The 18,260-nt window shown below is 73.1% G+C and carries 15 protein-coding genes; 8 read left to right on the top strand and 7 right to left on the bottom strand.

All coding sequences use genetic code 11. The features are described 5' to 3' along the window. Window positions 1–438 precede the first annotated feature (438 nt). Complete coding sequence (locus WME82_RS25095; RefSeq protein WP_438044844.1) at window positions 439–1,104, top strand: hypothetical protein; 666 nt, start codon at window positions 439–441, stop codon at window positions 1,102–1,104. A gap of 80 nt (window positions 1,105–1,184) precedes the next feature. On the opposite strand, the gene WME82_RS25090 is transcribed toward WME82_RS25095, so the two are convergent. After that, complete coding sequence (locus tag WME82_RS25090; protein ID WP_438044843.1) at window positions 1,185–2,657, bottom strand: RCC1 domain-containing protein; 1,473 nt, start codon at window positions 2,655–2,657, stop codon at window positions 1,185–1,187. A 186-nt stretch (window positions 2,658–2,843) separates the two neighbouring features. On the opposite strand from WME82_RS25090, the gene WME82_RS25085 reads away from it, so the two are divergent. Both WME82_RS25085 and WME82_RS25080 read left to right on the top strand, forming a co-directional pair. Continuing rightward, the gene (locus WME82_RS25085) at window positions 2,844–3,674 is read left to right on the top strand and encodes a hypothetical protein (RefSeq protein ID WP_438044842.1); all 831 of its coding nucleotides are present in this window, start codon (window positions 2,844–2,846) and stop codon (window positions 3,672–3,674) included. Between the two features lie 78 nt (window positions 3,675–3,752). Then, complete coding sequence (locus WME82_RS25080; protein WP_438044841.1) at window positions 3,753–4,343, top strand: Uma2 family endonuclease; 591 nt, start codon at window positions 3,753–3,755, stop codon at window positions 4,341–4,343. 1,049 nt (window positions 4,344–5,392) lie between these two features. On the opposite strand, the gene WME82_RS25075 is transcribed toward WME82_RS25080, so the two are convergent. Next, window positions 5,393–6,262, bottom strand: a complete 870-nt coding sequence (locus tag WME82_RS25075) for a hypothetical protein (RefSeq protein ID WP_438044840.1) — start codon at window positions 6,260–6,262, stop codon at window positions 5,393–5,395. A 489-nt stretch (window positions 6,263–6,751) separates the two neighbouring features. On the opposite strand from WME82_RS25075, the gene WME82_RS25070 reads away from it, so the two are divergent. Together WME82_RS25070 and WME82_RS25065 are read left to right on the top strand one after the other, a co-directional pair. After that, the gene (locus tag WME82_RS25070) at window positions 6,752–7,510 is read left to right on the top strand and encodes a hypothetical protein (protein ID WP_438044839.1); all 759 of its coding nucleotides are present in this window, start codon (window positions 6,752–6,754) and stop codon (window positions 7,508–7,510) included. 186 nt (window positions 7,511–7,696) lie between these two features. Continuing rightward, on the top strand, window positions 7,697–8,011 hold the full coding sequence (locus WME82_RS25065) for a hypothetical protein (protein ID WP_438044838.1): 315 nt from the start codon (window positions 7,697–7,699) through the stop codon (window positions 8,009–8,011). 226 nt (window positions 8,012–8,237) lie between these two features. On the opposite strand, the gene WME82_RS25060 is transcribed toward WME82_RS25065, so the two are convergent. Both WME82_RS25060 and WME82_RS25055 read right to left on the bottom strand, forming a co-directional pair. Further along, entirely contained in the window at window positions 8,238–9,272 is a 1,035-nt protein-coding gene (locus tag WME82_RS25060; protein WP_438044837.1) for a serine/threonine-protein kinase, read from the bottom strand. A gap of 352 nt (window positions 9,273–9,624) precedes the next feature. Further along, the gene (locus WME82_RS25055) at window positions 9,625–11,181 is read right to left on the bottom strand and encodes a PLP-dependent aminotransferase family protein (protein WP_438044836.1); all 1,557 of its coding nucleotides are present in this window, start codon (window positions 11,179–11,181) and stop codon (window positions 9,625–9,627) included. Here WME82_RS25055 and WME82_RS25050 point away from each other — a divergent pair. After that, window positions 11,180–11,722: a DoxX family protein gene (locus WME82_RS25050; protein ID WP_438044835.1), complete on the top strand. Its 543-nt coding sequence runs from the start codon at window positions 11,180–11,182 to the stop codon at window positions 11,720–11,722. The two genes, WME82_RS25055 and WME82_RS25050, sit on opposite strands and share 2 nt — an antisense overlap. Window positions 11,723–11,759: 37 nt before the next feature. Then, complete coding sequence (locus WME82_RS25045; RefSeq protein WP_438044834.1) at window positions 11,760–15,350, top strand: SNF2-related protein; 3,591 nt, start codon at window positions 11,760–11,762, stop codon at window positions 15,348–15,350. A gap of 72 nt (window positions 15,351–15,422) precedes the next feature. Here WME82_RS25045 and WME82_RS25040 read toward each other — a convergent pair whose 3' ends face one another. The 3 genes from WME82_RS25040 to WME82_RS25030 form a co-directional block, all read right to left on the bottom strand. Continuing rightward, window positions 15,423–16,013, bottom strand: a complete 591-nt coding sequence (locus WME82_RS25040) for a Uma2 family endonuclease (protein ID WP_438044833.1) — start codon at window positions 16,011–16,013, stop codon at window positions 15,423–15,425. A 93-nt stretch (window positions 16,014–16,106) separates the two neighbouring features. Next, window positions 16,107–16,793, bottom strand: a complete 687-nt coding sequence (locus WME82_RS25035; protein WP_437911206.1) for an MATE family efflux transporter — start codon at window positions 16,791–16,793, stop codon at window positions 16,107–16,109. Then, window positions 16,742–17,035: an MATE family efflux transporter gene (locus WME82_RS25030; protein WP_438044832.1), complete on the bottom strand. Its 294-nt coding sequence runs from the start codon at window positions 17,033–17,035 to the stop codon at window positions 16,742–16,744. The genes WME82_RS25035 and WME82_RS25030 overlap by 52 nt, the downstream gene beginning before the upstream one ends. A gap of 178 nt (window positions 17,036–17,213) precedes the next feature. On the opposite strand from WME82_RS25030, the gene WME82_RS25025 reads away from it, so the two are divergent. Next, on the top strand, window positions 17,214–18,119 hold the full coding sequence (locus tag WME82_RS25025) for a hypothetical protein (RefSeq protein WP_438044831.1): 906 nt from the start codon (window positions 17,214–17,216) through the stop codon (window positions 18,117–18,119). Window positions 18,120–18,260 lie beyond the last annotated feature (141 nt).

Raw genomic sequence — 18,260 nt, 5'->3', positions numbered from 1 at the left:
CTGCGAGCTTCGAGATCGCCCATTCGTCGAGGACATCGATAGCCTTCGAGAGGTTCGGGACATCAGTCCAGCAAGGGTCGCCGGACGCCTGAAGGACGGCCACCTCTACAGAACAAAAAGGCCAGGTTCGACTTGCCCTTGAGCGGGTCCTCGAGGCATCGACTCGCAGAAGAACCTGGGGCGGCGAAGTGGACGATCGATACACTCAGCCTCAGACCGTTCGGCTGGACGGCGGCGCCGTTCGCCGAGCTTCAGGCGCTCCCGAGGGACGCGTCCTGGAGATCCACCGGAGAGCGCTGCAGCCCTGAGCGGACCCGGGCCGGCGCGGGAGTATCTTTCCATGGCGGGATCGTGCATCATCAAACGAGGGTGCCTCGGAGATGCGCCGCGATCCCGCGGCAGCATTGGACGGAGGACATGGCTGGATGACATGAGCACATGACGACCCCCCTCCGCCCCGAGGAAGCGCTCGAGAGCCTGCGCCGCGCGGGCCTCGCGTCCCAGATCGACGCCGCGGCCTTCGCGGCGGCGTGCGACCAGGAGCGAGGCGGCGCGCCGCTCGACGCCGAGATCGCGCTCTCGGCGCTGGCCTCGCTCTACGGCGTGCGCGGTCCCTCGGAGGCGAGCGCCGTGGACCGCGCGTTCGTGGTGGACGAGCACGCTGCGGCCGACCCGGCGGTCCTCGGGGCCGTGTGGCTCGTGCTCGAGCGATGGCTCGAGCACCCGATCCCCGTCTCGGTGGCGACGGACCTCGACGAGCTCGTCTCGTATGCGGGCGACGTGTGCTTTCTTCGCCGGCACGCCGACGCCGCGGGCGAGGCGCCGTATCTCTTCTCCATCGACCGGTGGCGCACGGGCGATGACACGCCTTACTCGCTTTACGTGCTGCGGAGCGACGGCGCGCCGCTGTATGCGCTCGGCGTGCCGGTCCAGCTCCACGTGCACCCGGACACGGAGGCTGCGGCTGCCGGCATCTTCCGCACGGACGGCCTCACGCCGAGCTACCGCGAGCACGCGGCGGGGTGCGCCGCGTGCCGGGATGCGCTCCGGCGCGCCGCGGATCGAGGTGTCTTGCCCGACGTGTTCCGGCCGCTCCTTGGGTAGGGTACGGACCGGTGGCCTGGTAACGGTTCAGATCGGCTGCCTGGGTAGCACCTGGATGGACCGGGAGCTTGGCTCGTCCGTCAGGGCGCCTTCACCTCGACGGGGATCGCGGAGCTCGCCCCGGCGCCGTCGCCGAGCTGACCCAGGGTGCCTCTGCCCCAGCACAGGACCTGGCCAGGGCCCGTGGGGCCGCACGCCCCCTCGACGATCGCGCACGTGTGGAAGAAGCCGGCGCTCACCGCGACGACCTTGGCGAGCGCGGTGCCGTCGCCGAGCACGACGGGTTCCATTCGCGTGTTATCGGCCCTCGCCGGCGTGCTGCGACCGAGCTGCCCTTGCTCGTTGCTGCCACGGCAGCGGAGCTGCCTCTGGTCGTCGATCGCGCAGACGAAGACGTAGCCGGTGGACATCGGACCCCAGACACCCGGGATCGCGGCCGCCGTCCCGGCCGGGGGAGCCTCGGCGCCGTGCTGACCTGAGCTGTTGTTCGTCCCCCAGCAGAAGAGGCCTCCCACGTCGTCGCGCGCACAGCCGAAGTTCGTGCCGTAGGAGATCTCGGAGAAGGGCAGCGTCGCTCCCGCCGCGATGAGCGGCGTGTGCGCGCTGTAGTTCGCGCCGCCCTCGGAGCCGGCGGGCGTGTTCGTGAGGATATACCCGCCGCCCATCGCGCCCCAGCAACGCAGCCCGTCTTCCGCCGCCCCGGTCGAGAAGCAGCTGCCTATCGAGCCGATGCCCCGCGCGAGGATGGCCCTCGGACCGGCCGTCGCGGTGAAGTTGAACGCTTTCACCGGGACGAGGCTCTCCTCGCCGGTCGCCTCCGGCCCGAGGCTCGAGAACAGGTTGGACCCCCAGCAGTAAATGCTGCTGGTCGAGGTGAGCGCGCACGCCGAGTACCACTCCGGCGCGATCTTGCGCACGAGCAACGGGGCCGTACCGTCATTGACGATCGCCGGGGCGTCGTGGGCCATCGAGTCCTTGGAGCCGTTCGCGAGGATGCCGGTCTCGTTGTTTCCCCAGGCCCAGAGTCGGAGCTGGCTGTCGATCGCGAAGGTCGCCTGCTCGGTCAGCGCGACTTGCGTGATCGTCGCCGCGCCGAGCGACGCGGGAAAATGCACTCTCACCGGCGTGCTCGAGGAGACCGCCATCGCCTGCGGAACACCCAGCTGGCCGAACGAGTTGTCCCCCCAGCAGTAGAGAGAGCCGTCATGCCGGATCGCGCACGTATGGCTGCCGCCCGCAGCCACCATGATGGCGTCGGCGAGCGTGGGGCTGTCTGGCGGGATCTGGCATCCAGGATCACCCCCGCCGCCACCGCCCCCACCGCCGGACGTGCCCCCACCGCCGGACGCGCCCCCGCCGCCCTGGCCCCCGCCGCCGGACGCGCCGGCGCCCCCGCCGCCCTGCGCATCGAGCGGACCGCCGCCCGTTCCGCCACCCGCGCCGCTGTTTGAGAAACGCCGCTCGGGAGCGGTGCATCCCGCCCCCGCAGCGAGGGTGGCGGCGACGACGAGAAAGCAGCAGAAGTTCGGTCGCGTGTGGGGGTTCCTCTTCATCTCAAGCATCGGGCCACACTCCCAGCGTCCTTTACACAGCCTTACCCCACGCAGGACAAGAAGTCCAGTTGGGGCCCGATCACCGATGTTTCCGCTTTCCCGGAGGCCTCAGGGGCGCTTCGGCGCGAGGACCTGTCCGATCTCGCCGAGGTGCTTCGGGGAGGGAGCCATGTCGAGGCGGACGCCGTGGCGTCGGCGCTGCGCACGCTCGAGGCGTCCCTGCCGGATGCGCTCGAGGCCCTCGCGTGTCGATGCTCCGCCTGCTTCGCCGAGTCGATCCACGGCGAGCACCCGTTCGCCCGCGGCGCGATCCCGGCCGCGCAGGACGAGGCCTTCGCGAGGAAGAGCGCGCTCTCGACCGTGGAGCTCGTGAAGATACCGCTCGAATTCCTGAGCAGCGCCAGCCCCATCGAGCGCCTGGAGGCGCTCTACTGGCTGCGCGAGAACCCGACGAAGGTGCTGGGCATTCATCGCCTGCTCGTGCAGCACGTGCTGCCCGTGTGTCGCCAGGGCGTGGGGCTCTGGCGCGAGGGCGCCATGGGCGTGATCGAGCGCTGGGTCACGCGCCTGATCTCGCGCGCTGCCTACCCGGAGGCGCTGCCGATGCTCGACATCCTGCTGGCGTACGGCGTGGCGATCCCAGGCCTCTTGCCGCTGCGCTACGAGGCCCTGCTCGCCTCGAACGAGCCGGCCGAGGCCGAGCGCACGCTGCTGCGCCTGCGCGCCATCGCCGACGCCTCGGGGCACCTGCGCTCGCCCTGGGTGCGGGCGGACAGCCACGTGGACGATCTCTGCGCCATCGCCTCGTGGAAGGTCGCCAAGGTGTTCCGCCAGGTCGCCGACGGCGCGCACCCCTTCGCCGAGCGGCGCCTGACCCACGATGCCTATTCAAGACACGCTTCTTCAAACTCGAGCAGGCCCTCTCGCTCACCCTGCTCCAACTTCGCTCTTACCAGCGATAGGGACGCTCGTGGACTGTTGGCACTGGCGGTCGCCGTCGTGTCCCCGCGTCGATGAGCGCCCCGGCCGGCGCGCCGCCGGACCCCTGCTCCTCGCCGCCTTGCCGCGCCGCGCATCCCCGGGCAAGCTTCCGCCATGGGCCAGCCCGCCGCCAAGCAGCGCCGCGCGACGTACGCCGACCTCGAAGCGGTCCCGCCGAACAAGGTGGCGGAGCTCATCGCGGGCACCTTGCATGTGTTCCCCAGGCCGGCGCCGCCTCATGCACGCGCATCGTCTCGCCTCGGCATTGAGCTAGGCGGTCCGTTCGATGCAGGGAAGGGGGGGCCTGGCGGCTGGTGGATCCTGGACGAGCCCGAACTGCACTTCCCGGACCCAGCGCTGCCGGGCGAGGTGGACGCGGTCGTACCGGACATCGCTGGCTGGCGTCGAGAACGCATGCCCGAGCTGCCCACGACGGCTTTCTTCCCGCTCGCCCCGGATTGGGTCTGCGAGGTGCTGAGCCCTTCGACCGAGGACGTGGATCGCGACGAGAAGATGCCGATCTACGCGCGCGAGGGCGTGCAGCACGCGTGGCTGGTCGACCCGATCGCGCGGACGTTGGAGGTCTTCTCGCTCGCCTCGGGTCGGGGTTGGGGGCCCGCCGTCGTCCACCGCGACGCAGCTCGCGTCCGCGTCGAGCCCTTCGAGGCGATCGAGCTCGATCTCTCGGTCCTCTGGGCGAAGTAGCCGGCGACCGTCGTCCGCGCTGGCGAGGGTGCTGTGACCGCTGCACCGGTGACGTTGGCGCTTAGCGAGATCCGCGCGGGTGCTGCGATGCCTTCGCGGATCGCGACGTGGAGCTGGCCCTTCACCAGAGTTCCTGGACGGCGCGCCAGAGTTCCTGGACGGCCCCGCCCGGTTCCTGGATGGCGCGTCAGAGTTCCTGGACGGCGTGCCAGAGTTCCTGGACGGCCCCGCCCGCGTCCTGACGAGGCGGAAGCGGCGCAAAATCGGGAACCGTTCCGATGGGCTGATGGCGAAGGCGCGCGCGAACCATGGCTCCAGGGCGGGCGGCGCTCCCGGGCACGACGTGGCCAGCGGGGGGCGCCCGCTGACCAGGATGGCCACGAGCACCGCGGCCAGGTTACGGCCCGGGAACGGCTGCCGCCCGGTCAACGCTCTGCGTGCCGGTCCAGCTCCACGTCCACCCGGACACCGAAGCCGCGGCTGCCGGCATCTTCCGCACGGACTGCCTCACGCCGAGCTACCGCTCCGCGGCGCGCCGGCGTGCGCCGCGTGCTGCGACGCGCTCCGGCGCGCCGCGGAGCGGGGCGTGTTGCCCGACGTGTTCCGGCCGCTCCTTAAGTAGGTCAGGCGCCGCTGCGTCCGCTGGCAGCGGAGTGCCGCGCCGCCGCGCTCATGGGCGCCCCGCGACCGTGGCGCATACAGACCCGCAGTTGCCCATCTCGTGGCCGGCCTTGGGAGACGGATGACGCCCACCTTTTGCAGGAGGCGCGTCCACCCCGGAGATGGGTGCGACCCGTCTTTTTTGGGGGGCCCGTCCACAGGGAGACTGGTCGCCACCATCTTCCGCAGGAGGCGAGTCCACCCCGGAGATAGGTGCGACCCGTCGTTTATTGGAGGCGTGTCCACCGAGAGACGGGTGCCAGCCATCTATTGCTGGAGGCGTGTCTACCCCGCAGATGAGGGCGACCCGACTTTTGTTGGAGGCGTGTCCACCAGGAGACGGGTGCCATTCATCTCCCGCGTGGACGAGCCAGCTCACCCGTATGGGTTCACGGCGTACCGCCCGCCTCGAACGGGGGCGCCGAGACGGCTTCGGGCTTCTTGGCTGGGGCTTTCCGGCGGGATCTCGCGAGGTCGTCGACCATCTCGACGTAGGGCGCCAGCAGGAACGCGGCGAGCGCCTCGCTCCCCGGGATCTCCGGGTCGGCGTGGCTCTCGATCTTCTGGATCAGGCTCCGCAGCGCATCCCGGGCGGCGCTCCACTGCGGCCGGCCATCGGTCGGCCCGCCCTCCTTGGCGGAGGCCACGGCCGTGAACCCGTACGCGTCGCCGAAGCGCGCGTGGGCGGCGACGAGCTGCCGGTGGTGCCGGGTCCCGCCGAACCCCTCGATCACCGCCTGCGCGCGCTCCTCCTCGAGCGTCTTCATCCGCTGCACCATGGCGGTCCACTGCAGCCGCGGCCGGCGCGTGATGAAGCGAAGCCCATCGGGCGCCGGGAAGAGCTGCGCATAGAGCCAGCGCGCCTCGGACGGCGCCGGCGCCTCCCCGTCGTCGGAGAGCCCGGCGGCTCCCGCGTTCCACTGCTCGAACGCGCGCCACCGGTCGTCGCTGTCGCTGTTCGCCGCGCTCCGCTCGGCCTCGCTCGCCGCCGAGTGGCGCTGGTCGGCCTGCGCGCTCGCCCGCATGCTGCGGAAACCCTGAAGCTCTGTCGTGGCTGCGTCGAAGCGCTTCCACGGCCTGTCGATGTGCGGCGGCAGCGCCGCGAGGAGCTCGACCCCCCTGGGCAGCGGCGTGTCGCCCTCCTTGCGCTTGCCGCTCTTGGGCCGGAGCACCGCCGCGATCCGCGCGCTCACCTGATCTCGGACAGCGATGACGTCGTCGGCGACGAGATCCGGGGGGAGAACGATGGTCGAAAACATCGGTGATTCACTCACGGGGAAAACCTCCTGTGATGTCTTATTGGATCCGGCCTGCCGCTGCGGCGGCACGCCGTGGTTTCGTTGCGGCATGGCGGCATGGCAACACGTGTGCCGGCGCGAGGTGAGCCCGTGGCTCGGCGCTGCCGCGCAGGACGGAGAGGAAGCGGAAGGGAGGGGCGCAACGCCCTGCCGTGAACCGCAACGGATTGCGCCGTTGCGCAAGGGTTCGCTGCTTGAGAAGGCGAAGACTTCTCGAGGATCGATCGCCCCCGTCGAGGAGCGGACTACCGAGGTAAGCGAGAGGAGCGCGGTGGATGCTTGTGTCGACGCAGCGATGCGTGGAGGGCGATTCGTGCGGCTCGGGTGCTCGCCGCGGCGAATAAGGGGAAGCTGTGGCCGTCGCGCCGGCCCGGCGGGGGGACGCGGGCGGTGGTGACGCTGCCGCGCGGCCAGGCTTGTGGTAGCGTCCGCCTCGGAGCTCCTCCGCCCATGAGCGACGCCCCGATCGCCACCCTCCGCGGCCACGCGGTCTCCAGCCGCGTGCTGACCCCGCCGCCCGCGCAGAACCTGGACGATGCCGTCCGCCTCTGCGACCCCTACTCGCCGCTGGACCCGCGGGAAGACTCCAGCCTGTTCGCCAACCTGACGGCCATCCGCGGCAGCGATCGCCTCGGCCGGATCGTCCGCAACATCCGTCGGTCCGGTGGGATCCCCACCCTCCACTTCGTCAGCGGTCACCTCGGGAGCGGGAAGACCACCGAGCTCCTTCGGATGAAGGTCCAACTGGAGACGGCCGCTCACGGCGCGCCGCTCGCGACGGTCCTGTTCCTCGACGCTGACGTGATGCTGAACCGGACCGACATCGACCTCGAGGACATCCTCCTCGCGCTGTGGAAGCTGGTTTATGAGCAGCGGAAGGCGGCGGCCGCGAAGGTGCTCATGCCGCTGTGGAAGGACCAGATCAAGGAGGCGCTGAGCAAGACGATCACCAACCTTCCCGGTGACATCTCGGAGGCGCTCACCCGCATCCTCGGCGAGGTCCGCCTGCCCAGCGCGGAGCGCCGGAAGGATATCCGCACCGCCCTGCGTTCCACGACGGCCGTGCTGATCGAGGGGCTGAACAAGGCCTTCGCCGCGACCAGGGAGGCGCCGGACGACGGCGCGGGTCCGCTGGTGGTGCTCACGAGGCGTGTGCGGTGTGACTGGAGTCCTCGTCGAGGAGCAGGACGATGGGCCGGGCGGGGGTAATTGTCGCGGCGCTGGCGACAGGGGCCGTTCGGGGCGCGGGCCATCCCGTGCCGCTTTCGTGCTGGCGAGGCCCGTGCTGGGAGGGGTGATGTATACGCGAACGAGGCGCCGCGGCGAACGCTCCCTGAAGGCGCGGGACTCGCGGCCTTCTGCCGGAGGTGAAGCATGTCGATGCGCGCAAATGGAATGGTGCTTTTCATCATCGGCCTCGGTTGCGCGAGCTGTGCCAAGAGCGATGAGGAGATCCAGGAGGAGTTCGAGGTGATCGTCGCCGAGTCGAACGCGTGCAATGATCCCTCGGAGTGCGTCTATGCGTCGCCCGGCTGCCCGCTCGGGTGTTTCGTGCCCGTGAACAGCGCCAAGAAAGCGTATGTGGAAGAGGAGGCGCGCGCGCTCATCGAGGACAAAGAACGCTGGGGGACGTACTGCCAGTACGAGTGCGCCGTGCCGGGCCCGCTCGAGTGTGCCGAGGGCCGCTGTCAGGAGGGCGCCTCGCCCTGACGCGCGTGTCGCTCGCCGCAGCTTCGAGCGACACGATGGAGCGACAACGCAGCGCTGTGGCACGACGAGCGCAGATGGCGCCTTGAAGACGTGCCCGCTGGCCGGATGCAGCAGACCGCGCGCCTGGGTTCCTGGACGGCCCCGCCCGGTTCCTGGACGGGGCGCCAGAGTTCCTGGACGGCCCCGCCCGCGTCCTGACGAGGCGAACGTGGCGCGAGATCCGCGATCAGGGCGCTGTGCCCTGGCGTTCCAGCAGGCGCGCCGTCATCACCTGCGCGGCGTCGGCGACGCGGGCGGCAGCGCGCGCCGCGTCGCGGGCCACCTCGTCCACGCGGCGCGCGCCGTCGCTCACCGCCCGCCCCCAGAGCAGCGCCGCGGGCAGCGCGATCCCGAGCGCCAGCGCCGCCCCGGCCGCCGCGACGCGCCAGCGCCGCCTCCGCGGCGCTGCCGGCGGCGCCACCGGCACCCCCGCCGCGGCCTCGAAGGCAGAGATCATCGCCTGGACGCTGGGGAACCGCTCCGACGGGCTGATGGCGAAGGCGCGCGCGAACCACGCCTCCAGGGCGGGCGGCGCTCCCGGGGACAACGTGGCCAGCGGGGGGCGCCCGCTGACCAGGATGGCCGCGAGCACCGCGGCCAGGTTGCGGCCCGGGAACGGCTGCCGCCCGGTCAGCGCCTCGTGCGCGACGACGGCGAGCGACCACATGTCGAGCTGCGGGCCGCCCAGGCCATCACACGTGTGCTCCGGGCTCAGGTAGGCCGGCGTGCCCAGCACCACGCCGTCCGCGGTGCGGCGGCGGAAATCGGCCGGCCGATCCTGGCCGACCCACTTGGCGATCCCGAAGTCGGTGATCTTGGCGCATAGATGGCCGTCGCTCCCCTCGACGAGAAGGATGTTCGAGGGCTTGATGTCCCGGTGCACGACGCCGAGGCCGTGCGCCACCGACAGCGCCTCTCCCAACTGGCGGAGCAGCGACGCCAGCTCGACGGCAGGGATCGTCCCTCGCTCCTCCAGCAGCTGACGCAGCGACCTGCCGCGCACGTGCTCCATCACGATGTATGGGCCCGCCGCCAGGTCCTCGCCGGCGTCGAGCACGGCGACGACGCCGCGGGTCTTCTGTCCGAGCTGCGCGGCGACCCGCGCCTCCAGGCGGAACCGCTCGATCGCGTCGACGTTCCGCCCGCCCCGCGCCACCGTGAGGAACTTCAGCGCGACATCGGCGCGCCGGACGCCGTCGTGCGCGCGCCAGACCTCGCCCATCGCGCCGCGCCCGAGCAGCTGATCGACCTGGTAACGCCCGTCGATGAGGCGGCCTCGCAGCCGTACGGAGCGCCGCGAAGAGGCTGGGCGGGAGTCTGCCGGTCGATCAGCGAGCGCTACTACGCCGCGCGCGCTGTCTCTCCTCTGGGAGTCAGGTTGTGAATCGAACGAGGAAGGATGGAACACGATCGAGCACCTCCGTGCCGCCTCTGTGTCCCAGCCACGTCGGTGTCCCTTTCGGGCGACGCGCTGGGGTCAGGGACCGGGGCATGCCCAGAGCGTATCGCGAACATGCGATCCTGGGAATCCCGGACAGCGCACTTCCGGCAGATCGCTAATCGCGGATACGCGCTTACAAGGTCGTACGGCCGCGCTGGATGTCGGGCCGGGCGCGCAGCGCGGCGCAGAGCCGGCGTGTCGCCTCGCGCAGCTCGCCTTCGTCGAGCGACGCGAACCCGAGCCGCGCGGCGCGCGCTTCGCCCCCGTGGAAGCTGAAGCGCGCGCCGGGGTAGAACCCCACGCCGTGCCGGGGGGCGGCGCGCGCCGCGACCTCGGTGTCCGCGCCCTCGGGGAACGAGACCCAGAGGCTCATCCCGCCGGCCGGGACGGTGAGCTGCGCGGCGCCGCCCAGCTCGGCCCGGAGCGCCTCGGCGAGCGCATTCCGCCGCGCCTCGTACACGCGCCGCATCTTGCGCGCGTGGCGCGAGAGGAGCCCGTCCTCGATCAGCGCGGCCACGGCCCGCTCGAGCGCCAGGCTGCCGTGTCGGTCGGCGCGCATGCGCTGCGCCGCGAGCGCCTCGACGAGGGGCCGCGGCCCGGCCACCCACCCGAGGCGCAGCCCGGGCGCGAGGATCTTCGACAGCGTGCCGACGTAGATCACCGCGCCCATGTCCGTGGCCGCGAGCGGCAGGATCGGGCGGCCGTCGTAATGGAACTCGAAGTCGTAATCGTCCTCGAGGACGGCGATCCGCCGCGCGCGCGCAACGTCGAGCAGCTGGAGCCGCCGCGCCGTGGACAGCGTGACCGTGGTGGGGAACTGGTGGTGCGGCGTCAGGTACAGGAGCCGCACCGCCCGCCGCGCGGCGAGCGCCTCCAGCGCGTCGACGCGCAATCCATCGCCGTCGACGGCGACGGGCAGGAGCTCGGCGCCGGTCGACGCCAGCGCGTCCCAGGCCGGCGGATAGCCGGGGTCCTCGACCGCGACCGCGTCGCCCGGCCCGAGGAGCCGGCGCGCGACCAGATCGATCGCGCCCTGGCTGCCCGCCGTGACGAGGAGGTGGTCCTCGTCGCACGCGAGCCCGCGCGTCTCCCGCAGCAGCGCCGCGAGCGCGCGCCGGAGGTGCACGTCGCCCCGCGGATCGCTGTACCCGAGCGCCGCCCGGCCGCCTGCGCGCGCCGCCGCCCGGTAGGCCCGGGCCAGCTCGTCGGCGGGCGCCAGGCGAAGGTCGGGCAGCCCCGCCCCGAAGTGGAGCACGCCCCGGCGCGCCGGATCCGGCGCGAAGGTGCGCCACGCCGCGCGGGCGGGGATGTCGTAGCCGAGCTCGCCCCGTGGCGCTGCCACCCCGCGCGGGCGCGGCGGCAGCGCCGCGGAGACGCGCGTGCTGCGCTCGGCGGAGCTGAGCCAGCCCTCGGCCTCGAGCTCGTCGTACGCGGCCAGCACGGTGTTGCGGTGCACCCCGAGCGTCTGCGCCAGCGTGCGCGACCCGGGCAGCACCGCGCCGGGCCGGAGCCTCCCGCGGCCGATGTCCGCGGCGATCCCCCGGGCGATCTGCCGGAACAGCGGCTCCGCCGAGCCCGGGTCGAGCGAGACGGGGAAGGTCCACGGGCGCATGGTCCAGCCATCATGCCAGAAATGGACCTCCTCGCTGGACCACCCCGGATCCAGCTTCCGGGGCGAAAGAGGAGCCATGACCATCTCGCATTCCGCGCCGCGCCCCGCTGATCCAGCCGCCGCCTTCGCCGCCCGCCAGCTGCGCCTCGCCCCGCCGTGGGCCTCGCCCCGCTTCGCCTGGGCGAGCGCGCTGCTGCTCCGGCTGGGCCTCGCCGCCGCGTTCCTGTCGGCGGTCGCCGACCGCTTCGGCCTGTGGGGCCCACCCGGCACCGGCAACGTGGCCTGGGGCGAGTGGGGCCGCTTCGTGGCGTACACCGGCGCGATCAACCCGTGGGCGCCGGCCTGGATCGTCCCGGCGCTGGCCTGGTCGGCGACCGCGCTGGAGACGGCGCTCGGCGTCGGCCTGCTCGCGGGCGTGTGGACGCGGGCGCTCGCGTTCGCGAGCGGGATGCTGCTGCTCGCGTTCGCGCTGGCGATGACCTTCTCCGGACGCGGCGTCGAGGCGGTACTCTCGTACTCGGTCTACACGGCCGCGGGCGGGGCGCTGCTGCTCGCGGCCGCGCCCGCCGTGCCCTACAGCGCGCTCGCTCCCGGGGGCCAGCGCGCCGGAACCCCTTGAACCGGGCCCTCGCACCGACGACGTTACGCTGCCCGTCATGCCCGGCGACACCCAGGCCGTCCCCCCCGTAGCCCCTGCGGCGCCCTTCGAGACCCGCGCGGCCCTCCTCGCCTGGCTCGCGCAGCACGGCGTCGCGCACCTGGCTCGGCTGAGCCTCGAGGCGGTGGCGCCGCGCGTCGACCCCGCGCTCTGGCCCGAGCTGCAGCTCCTCGGCGCGCGGCGGCGCCTCATCGACCTCGCGAGCGCCGAGTCGCTCGCGAGCGCGCTCGCGTGGCTCGCGCCCTCGCGCCTCCGCGACGTCCTGCCGCCGCTCGTGGCTCGCTTCCTGGAGGACGAGCGCGACGACGCCGCGCTCGCGCGCGCCGCGGCGCCGTCGCTGCTGCGGGCGCCCGAAGAGCCGCGGGCCCTGTCGGCGCACGAGCGGCTCTGCGAGCTGCGCGCGCGCGTGCCGGACGCGGCGGCCCCGCGACCCGAGCGGGCGCTCCGGGCCGCCGCGCTGCGGTTCGACGCCGCGCTCCCCGGCTTTCGCCTCGACGACCCGCGGCCCTTCGAGGCGCACCGCGCGGGCGCCGGCTTCGTCAGGCCGGAGGCGCGGCTGACCCTCGCGCCCGGGGCCCTCCGCGCCGAGTGCGACTGCGGCGCGGCCGGCTGCGTGCACGTGCTCGCGGCCATCGACGCCGCGCTGCTCTGGCTCCGCCAGCCCCCGAGCGAGGCCTTCTTCCAGGCGCTCGACGAGCTCGGCCGCCCCGCCTGGGAGCGCGCCTTGCTGGCGCTCGACAGGGCCCTCGACGAGGGCCCGGGGGCGCGCGGCGGCGTCGAGCTCTCCTTCCGGCTGGACGTCGTCGAGGCGGCCGGCGTCGTGGTCGCGCCCTGGATCCACCGGCTGGGCAAGAAGGCGCAGCGCGGCGCCGGGGCGCGGCTCGGCAAGAAGCGCCTCCTGCTGGAGCACGGCGGAAAGCTCTCCCCCGAGGACGCCCGCGTCGCGTCCCTCCTGCCCGAAGGCAACGCCTTCGCCTCGCGGGCGCTGCTCGACGCGCTCATCGGCCACCCGCGCCTCTTCCTCGACGAGGCGCCCGACGTCGCCGTGCGCATCGAGCGCGCGCCGGTGGGCGTCGTGGCCGAGGAGCGCCACGGCGCCGTGCGGGTGAGCGCCGGCGTCGAGGGCACGGCGCTGCCCCCTGCGCTGCTCGATCGCGCGCGCCGGGCCCGGCCCGAGGAGGTGCTGTTCCTCTGGGACTGGGACAAGGGCGCGCGGCGGCTCACGCTGCTCGACGTCAAGGCCGAGATCCGGGCGCTGCTCGACGTGCTCGCGCGCGAGGGCGACGTCTTCCCGCCCGAGAGCCACGGCGCGCTGCTCGCCGCGCTCTCGCGGTGGGCGCTGCGCGTGCCCGTGGCCATGCCGCGCAGCGTGATGGGCGAGTCGGTCCCGCCGGAGCTGCGCCCGGTGCTGCGGCTCACGGCCCAGCCCCGCGGCGCCGTGGAGGTCGAGCTGCGGGTGCGGCCGCTCGCGGACGCCCCGCCCCTCGTGCCGGGCGCGGGCGCGCGCGACGTCCACGTGCGGCGCGGCGACCGGGCCCTGCACGCGGTGCGCGACCTGCGCCGGGAACAGGACTTCGCCGCCGCGCTCGCCGCCGAGCTCCCGCTCGCCGGGGCCGAGCCGTTCGAGGATCGCCCGTTCCACTACCGCTTCGCCAGCGCGCAGGGCGCGCTCGATCTGCTCGCGGCCTGCGCGCGGCGCGAGCCGCCCCCGGAGCTCGAGTGGGTCGGCGAGCCCCTGCGCGTCGTGGGCGACGGGGGCCCCCGCGCGCTCAAGGTCGTCCTCGAGAAGCGGCGCGAGTGGTTCGGCGCCCTCGGCGGCCTGAGCGTCGCGGGAGAGCGCGTGGAGCTGGCCCGGCTGCTCGATTCGGCGCGCCGCCACGAGCGCTACGTGCAGGTCGAGGCCACCACCTACGTGGAGCTGGGCGAGGCCCTGCGCGCCCACCTCGAGCGCCTGGCCGATCACGTCCACGACTCGCCGCGCGGCCTCTCGGTGGGCCCGTCGGCCGCCGCGGTGCTGTGGGAGCTCGAGCGGGCCGGCGCCGCGATCGAGGCGGACGGCGCGTTCCGGGGGCTCGTCGAGCGGGTCGTGGCCGCTGGCGAGCTCTGCCCCGCCGCGCCGGCGGCGCTCGCGGGTGAGCTCCGCCCTTACCAGCTCGACGGGTACCGCTGGCTCGTGCGGCTCGCGGCCTGGGGCGCGGGGGGCGTGCTCGCCGACGACATGGGCCTCGGCAAGACGGTGCAGGCGCTCGCCGTCCTGATCGAGCGCGGCGAGCGCGGGCCGGCGCTCGTCGTCGCGCCCACCTCGGTGGCCTTCAACTGGCAGGACGAGGCGCGGCGCTTCGCGCCCTCCCTCCGCCTCACGCTCTACGCGGACGAGGCCGATCGCGACGACGCGCTCGCGCGGCTCGGCCCCGGCGACGTGCTGGTGCTCAGCTACGGCCTGCTCGTGCGCGACGCCGCGCGCCTCGCGGCGCGGCGCTTCGCCACCGTCGTCTTCGACGAGGCGCAGAGCCTGAAGAACGCGACCACCCAGCGCTTCCGCGCTGCGAGGGCGCTCCAGGCGGACTTCACGTTCGCGCTCTCGGGCACGCCGATCGAGAACCACCTCGGCGAGCTCTGGAGCCTCTTCGCGCTCGTCTTCCCCGGCCTCCTGGGCGGCTGGGACGCGTTCCGCGACCGCTACGCCATGCCGATCGAGCGCCAGATCGACCCTGCCGCTGGGCCCGCGCTCGCGCGCGTGCTCGCCCCGTTCCTCCTCCGGCGGACCAAGGCGCAGGTGGAGGCCGAGCTGCCGGCGCGCACCGAGGTGCGCGTGCCGGTCGTGCTCTCGGGCGCCGAGTGGCAGCTGTACGAGGACGCGCGCCTCGCGGCGCTGTCCGACCTCGAGACGCCCCGGGCGGTCCGGCGCGAGCAGGAGCGGCGCGTCGAGGTGCTGGCGGCGCTCACGCGCCTCAGGCTGCTCGCGTCGCACCCGCGCCTCTACGACGCGCGCTCGACGCTCGACTCGTCCAAGCTCGCGCGCTTCCTCGGGCTCGTCGAGGAGCTGTGCGCGGAGGGGCAGCGCGCGCTCGTGTTCAGCCAGTTCACGTCGCACCTCGCGCTGGTGCGCGAGGCGCTCGAGGCGCGCGGCGTCGCGTACGTCTACCTCGACGGCGAGACGCCCCGGAAGGCCCGGGCCGAGCGGGTGCGCGAGTTCCAGGAGGGGTCGGCGCCGCTCTTTCTGATCTCGCTGAAGGCGGGGGGGTTCGGCATCAACCTCACGGCGGCCACCAACGTGATCCACCTCGACCCCTGGTGGAACCCCGCGGTCGAGGATCAGGCCTCGGACCGGGCGCACCGCCTGGGCCAGCGGCGGCCGGTCACCATCTATCGCCTGGTGGCGCTCGGGACGATCGAGGAGAAGATGCTGTCGCTGCACGCGGAGAAGCGCTCGCTCGTGGCGCAGGTGCTCGGCGGCAAGGACACCGCCGGCAAGCTCTCGACGCAGGAGCTCGTCGGCCTGCTCTCGGCGCGGCTCCGGGGGCCGGACGGCGGCGAGGGCGGGGACGGCGAGCTCTCGGACTCAAGCCCTCCGAGTCGCGCTCTTTGACTCGGGATCTCTGACTCGGGATCTCTGTCTCGTGCCGTCCGACTTCCGCTCTCCGTGGACCGAAGGTGGGCGCTACGTCGCCCAGAGAACGGCGAGATCGAGCTCGATGGCCTGGAAGGGCGTGGCGCGGACGCTCGCGGTGTCGCGGTGGGTGGCGATCGGTTCCCAGCTGCGATCCGCGGCGAGCGTGAAGATCTCCAGGGTCCGCTGGAGGGGCGCGATCAGCCAGACGTGCCGCACGCCCTCGCGCGCGTAGACGGGCATCTTCTCCTTGCGATCGTGCTGCTCGGTCGAGGGGCTCAGGACCTCGCAGATCCAGTCCGGAGCGAGCGAGAAGTAGGGCGTGTCGGGGAGCTCGGGCATGCGCTCCCGGCGCCACCCGGCGAGATCCGGCACGACGACATCCACGTCGCCTGGCGAGGCCGGATCGGGGAAGTGGATCTCGGGCTCGTCCAGGATCCACCAGCCGCCCGGGCCGTTCTTGCCGTGATCGAAGGGACCGCCGATCTCGATGCCCAGGCTCGACGCGGCGCGCGCGTGCCGCGGCGCTGGCCGGGGGAAGAGGTGAAGCTCGCCGCCGAGGAGCTCTGCCACCTTGTTCGGCGGCGCCGCCTCGATGTCGGCGTACGTCGCGCGTCGGCGCTTCTCGGCGGGATGGCCCATGGGTCCAGCGTGCCCTGGGGGGGGCGGCGAAGCAAGTTGCGAGCCCCAGGCCTCCGCGCAGGGCGGCCGGTCCGCGCACGCGCTTCGCCGCCCTCACGCCTCTCCGACCTCGCTCGCGAACGCCTGCGCTGGGTCGGCCTGCCTCGCCGCGTCGCCCGGAGGCGCCTTCTGGACGAGGGCCCGCTTCCATCGCCCCGAGGCGTAGTAGGCCGTGCCGGCGATCATCGACACGACGAAGCTCGCCGCGATGGCGTACCAGACGCCCTTCACGTTGCGCAGCTCGCGCGAGAGCCAGTACGCGAGCGGGGCGCGGACGACCCAGAGGCTGAGCAGCGTCGTCGCGGTCGTGATCATGGTCGCGCCGGCGCCGTTGATGATGCCGTTGCTGACGAAGGTGAGGCCGAAGAACACGTAGCACGCGCCGACCGTGTGCAGGTACGACACGCCGAGCTCGATGACGGCCGGATCGGTGATGAACACCCTGAGGAGCGCCTCGGGGAACGCGACCGCCACCGCCGAGATGAGGAGCGTCATGCCGCCGCTGAACACGCACCCCCACGCGAAGATCTCGCGCACGCGGCCGTGGTGCCCCGCCCCCAGGTTCTGCCCGGCGAGCGTCGATATCGCCATCCCCATGTTGATCGCCGGCAGGAAGGCGATCTGGTCGATGCGCGAGGCCGCGCCGAACGCGGCGGTCGCGACCTCCCCGAACCCGTTCACGATCCCCGTCACGACGACCATGCCCAGCGCCACCACCGACTGCTGGACGGCCGCCGGCACGAGACCAGGATGTTCGTTGCCAGGGTCATCCCCATCCCGACGCCGAAGATGGTGAAGATGATCGGGAAGCTCACGGTGACGGCCGCCAGGGCCGCCGTGCCCAGGTACTGACCGACCCAGATGGGGTTGATGAAGCTGTAGGTCGTCTGAAGGAAGCCCCCGATCAGCATCGGAAGCGAGAACGTCACGATATGCCTCGGGATGCTGCCCGTCGTCAGATCGCTTCCAAACTTCGATTGCATCAGGTTCCTCGCCTGGGAGCGGGTGGAGAGCGGCCTCGTGGTGGGCTGTTCGAGCGGGGCGTAACGTAGTGAACGCGCGGCGACAGTCCACCACGAGGCCGCTGGCGCGCAGCTTGCAATCGGCCGACGCCGCTGAGCGCTCCAGCCCTGTCCACGAGCGCCAGCGAGGAGAAACGACATGCCGAAAGCGAAGTTCGCGAGCGCTTCCCGGAATCCGGGAGCGCGGCCCGCGCCGTCCGGGCCCTCCGAGGCGTCGCTGCCGCTGACGCTCACCGCGGCCGAGCAGGATCTCCTGGGTCGCGCTCTCCGGTTCCTCGTCAACGTCCAGGCCGCGCCCTTCATCGCGCGGGCGCGTCGCGAGGGCTACGCGGCGAACGAGCACCGCGAGGGGTGGCGGCTATTCAAGCTCGCCTCGGGCGAGCAGCGCCCGCTCGAGCACCTCTTCGCGGACGCCGCGGTGGAGGCCGCGAGCGGCGGAGGCGTCGAGGGCGCCGAGCGGATGCAGCTGCTCCGGGAGGTCGACGTCTTCGAGAACACGTGGTTCCCGCGCACGCGCGCGATCATCCGCCGCGTGGTGGCGCGCGAGCGGCGCGACGGCTTCGAGGCCGCGTTCTTCAAGCACCTGGAGCCGCAGCCGCTCGGGTCGACGGTGACCATGTCGGTCGGGACGTACCTCCGCCGCCTGGAGGGGCTCGCCAGGAACAGCGATGGCGACGCGAAGAAGGTCCACAGGATGCTCGCGGCGCGCGGGCTGACCGAGGCGAAGGTGCAGCAGGTGCGCGATCTGCTGGCGAAGCTCGAGGCCGGCGCCGGGGCGCAGGCGCAGCCGCCCCGGGTGCCGGCGGCCGAGCTGGCGAGGGCCTGGCGGGAGCAACGGGAGGGGCTCGAGGGCCTGCGGGGCTGGTTCAACGACTGGGCGACGACGCTGCGGCAGGTCTTCCCGGTGAAGGCGCAGATCCAGCTCGGCCTCACGGCCGTGAGGCGCACGGCGGCCGCCGGAGAGGGGATCGAGGAGGACGTGTCACTCGACGGGGACGAGGGCGCCGAGGGCGAGGTCACCGGCGCGGAGCCGCCGCTCGGCTGACGCTCCTCGGCCGCCGCGGTGCCGGACGGGCGCCCTCGGCGCTCACGCTGCCAGCGCAGGTCCCGCGCGCAGGCGCACAGGCCACACCGGTGGCGGGTGACGGGAGCCCGCGCGGCGCCAGGCCGCGGACGCGGCTACGCA

Origin of the sequence: Sorangium sp. So ce128 (genome assembly GCF_051525245.1) — a bacterium.
GTDB classification, from domain to species: domain Bacteria; phylum Myxococcota_A; class Polyangia; order Polyangiales; family Polyangiaceae; genus Sorangium; species Sorangium cellulosum_B.
The sequence above is the reverse complement of the archived record's forward strand: the minus strand, read 5'-3'. Positions and strand labels throughout refer to the sequence as shown.

What these genes read in the sequence shown, in the direction of transcription:
- WME82_RS25090 (WP_438044843.1), bottom strand. Translation starts at nt 2,657, where the DNA reads ATGAAGAGGAACCCCCACACGCGACCGAACTTCTGCTGCTTTCTCGTC.
- WME82_RS25070 (WP_438044839.1), top strand. Translation starts at nt 6,752, where the DNA reads ATGAGCGACGCCCCGATCGCCACCCTCCGCGGCCACGCGGTCTCCAGC.
- WME82_RS25045 (WP_438044834.1), top strand. Translation starts at nt 11,760, where the DNA reads ATGCCCGGCGACACCCAGGCCGTCCCCCCCGTAGCCCCTGCGGCGCCC.
- WME82_RS25030 (WP_438044832.1), bottom strand. Translation starts at nt 17,035, where the DNA reads ATGCAATCGAAGTTTGGAAGCGATCTGACGACGGGCAGCATCCCGAGG.
- WME82_RS25055 (WP_438044836.1), bottom strand. Translation starts at nt 11,181, where the DNA reads ATGGCTCCTCTTTCGCCCCGGAAGCTGGATCCGGGGTGGTCCAGCGAG.
- WME82_RS25080 (WP_438044841.1), top strand. Translation starts at nt 3,753, where the DNA reads ATGGGCCAGCCCGCCGCCAAGCAGCGCCGCGCGACGTACGCCGACCTC.
- WME82_RS25025 (WP_438044831.1), top strand. Translation starts at nt 17,214, where the DNA reads ATGCCGAAAGCGAAGTTCGCGAGCGCTTCCCGGAATCCGGGAGCGCGG.
- WME82_RS25075 (WP_438044840.1), bottom strand. Translation starts at nt 6,262, where the DNA reads ATGTTTTCGACCATCGTTCTCCCCCCGGATCTCGTCGCCGACGACGTC.
- WME82_RS25065 (WP_438044838.1), top strand. Translation starts at nt 7,697, where the DNA reads ATGGTGCTTTTCATCATCGGCCTCGGTTGCGCGAGCTGTGCCAAGAGC.
- WME82_RS25060 (WP_438044837.1), bottom strand. Translation starts at nt 9,272, where the DNA reads ATGGGCGAGGTCTGGCGCGCGCACGACGGCGTCCGGCGCGCCGATGTC.
- WME82_RS25095 (WP_438044844.1), top strand. Translation starts at nt 439, where the DNA reads ATGACGACCCCCCTCCGCCCCGAGGAAGCGCTCGAGAGCCTGCGCCGC.
- WME82_RS25040 (WP_438044833.1), bottom strand. Translation starts at nt 16,013, where the DNA reads ATGGGCCATCCCGCCGAGAAGCGCCGACGCGCGACGTACGCCGACATC.
- WME82_RS25050 (WP_438044835.1), top strand. Translation starts at nt 11,180, where the DNA reads ATGACCATCTCGCATTCCGCGCCGCGCCCCGCTGATCCAGCCGCCGCC.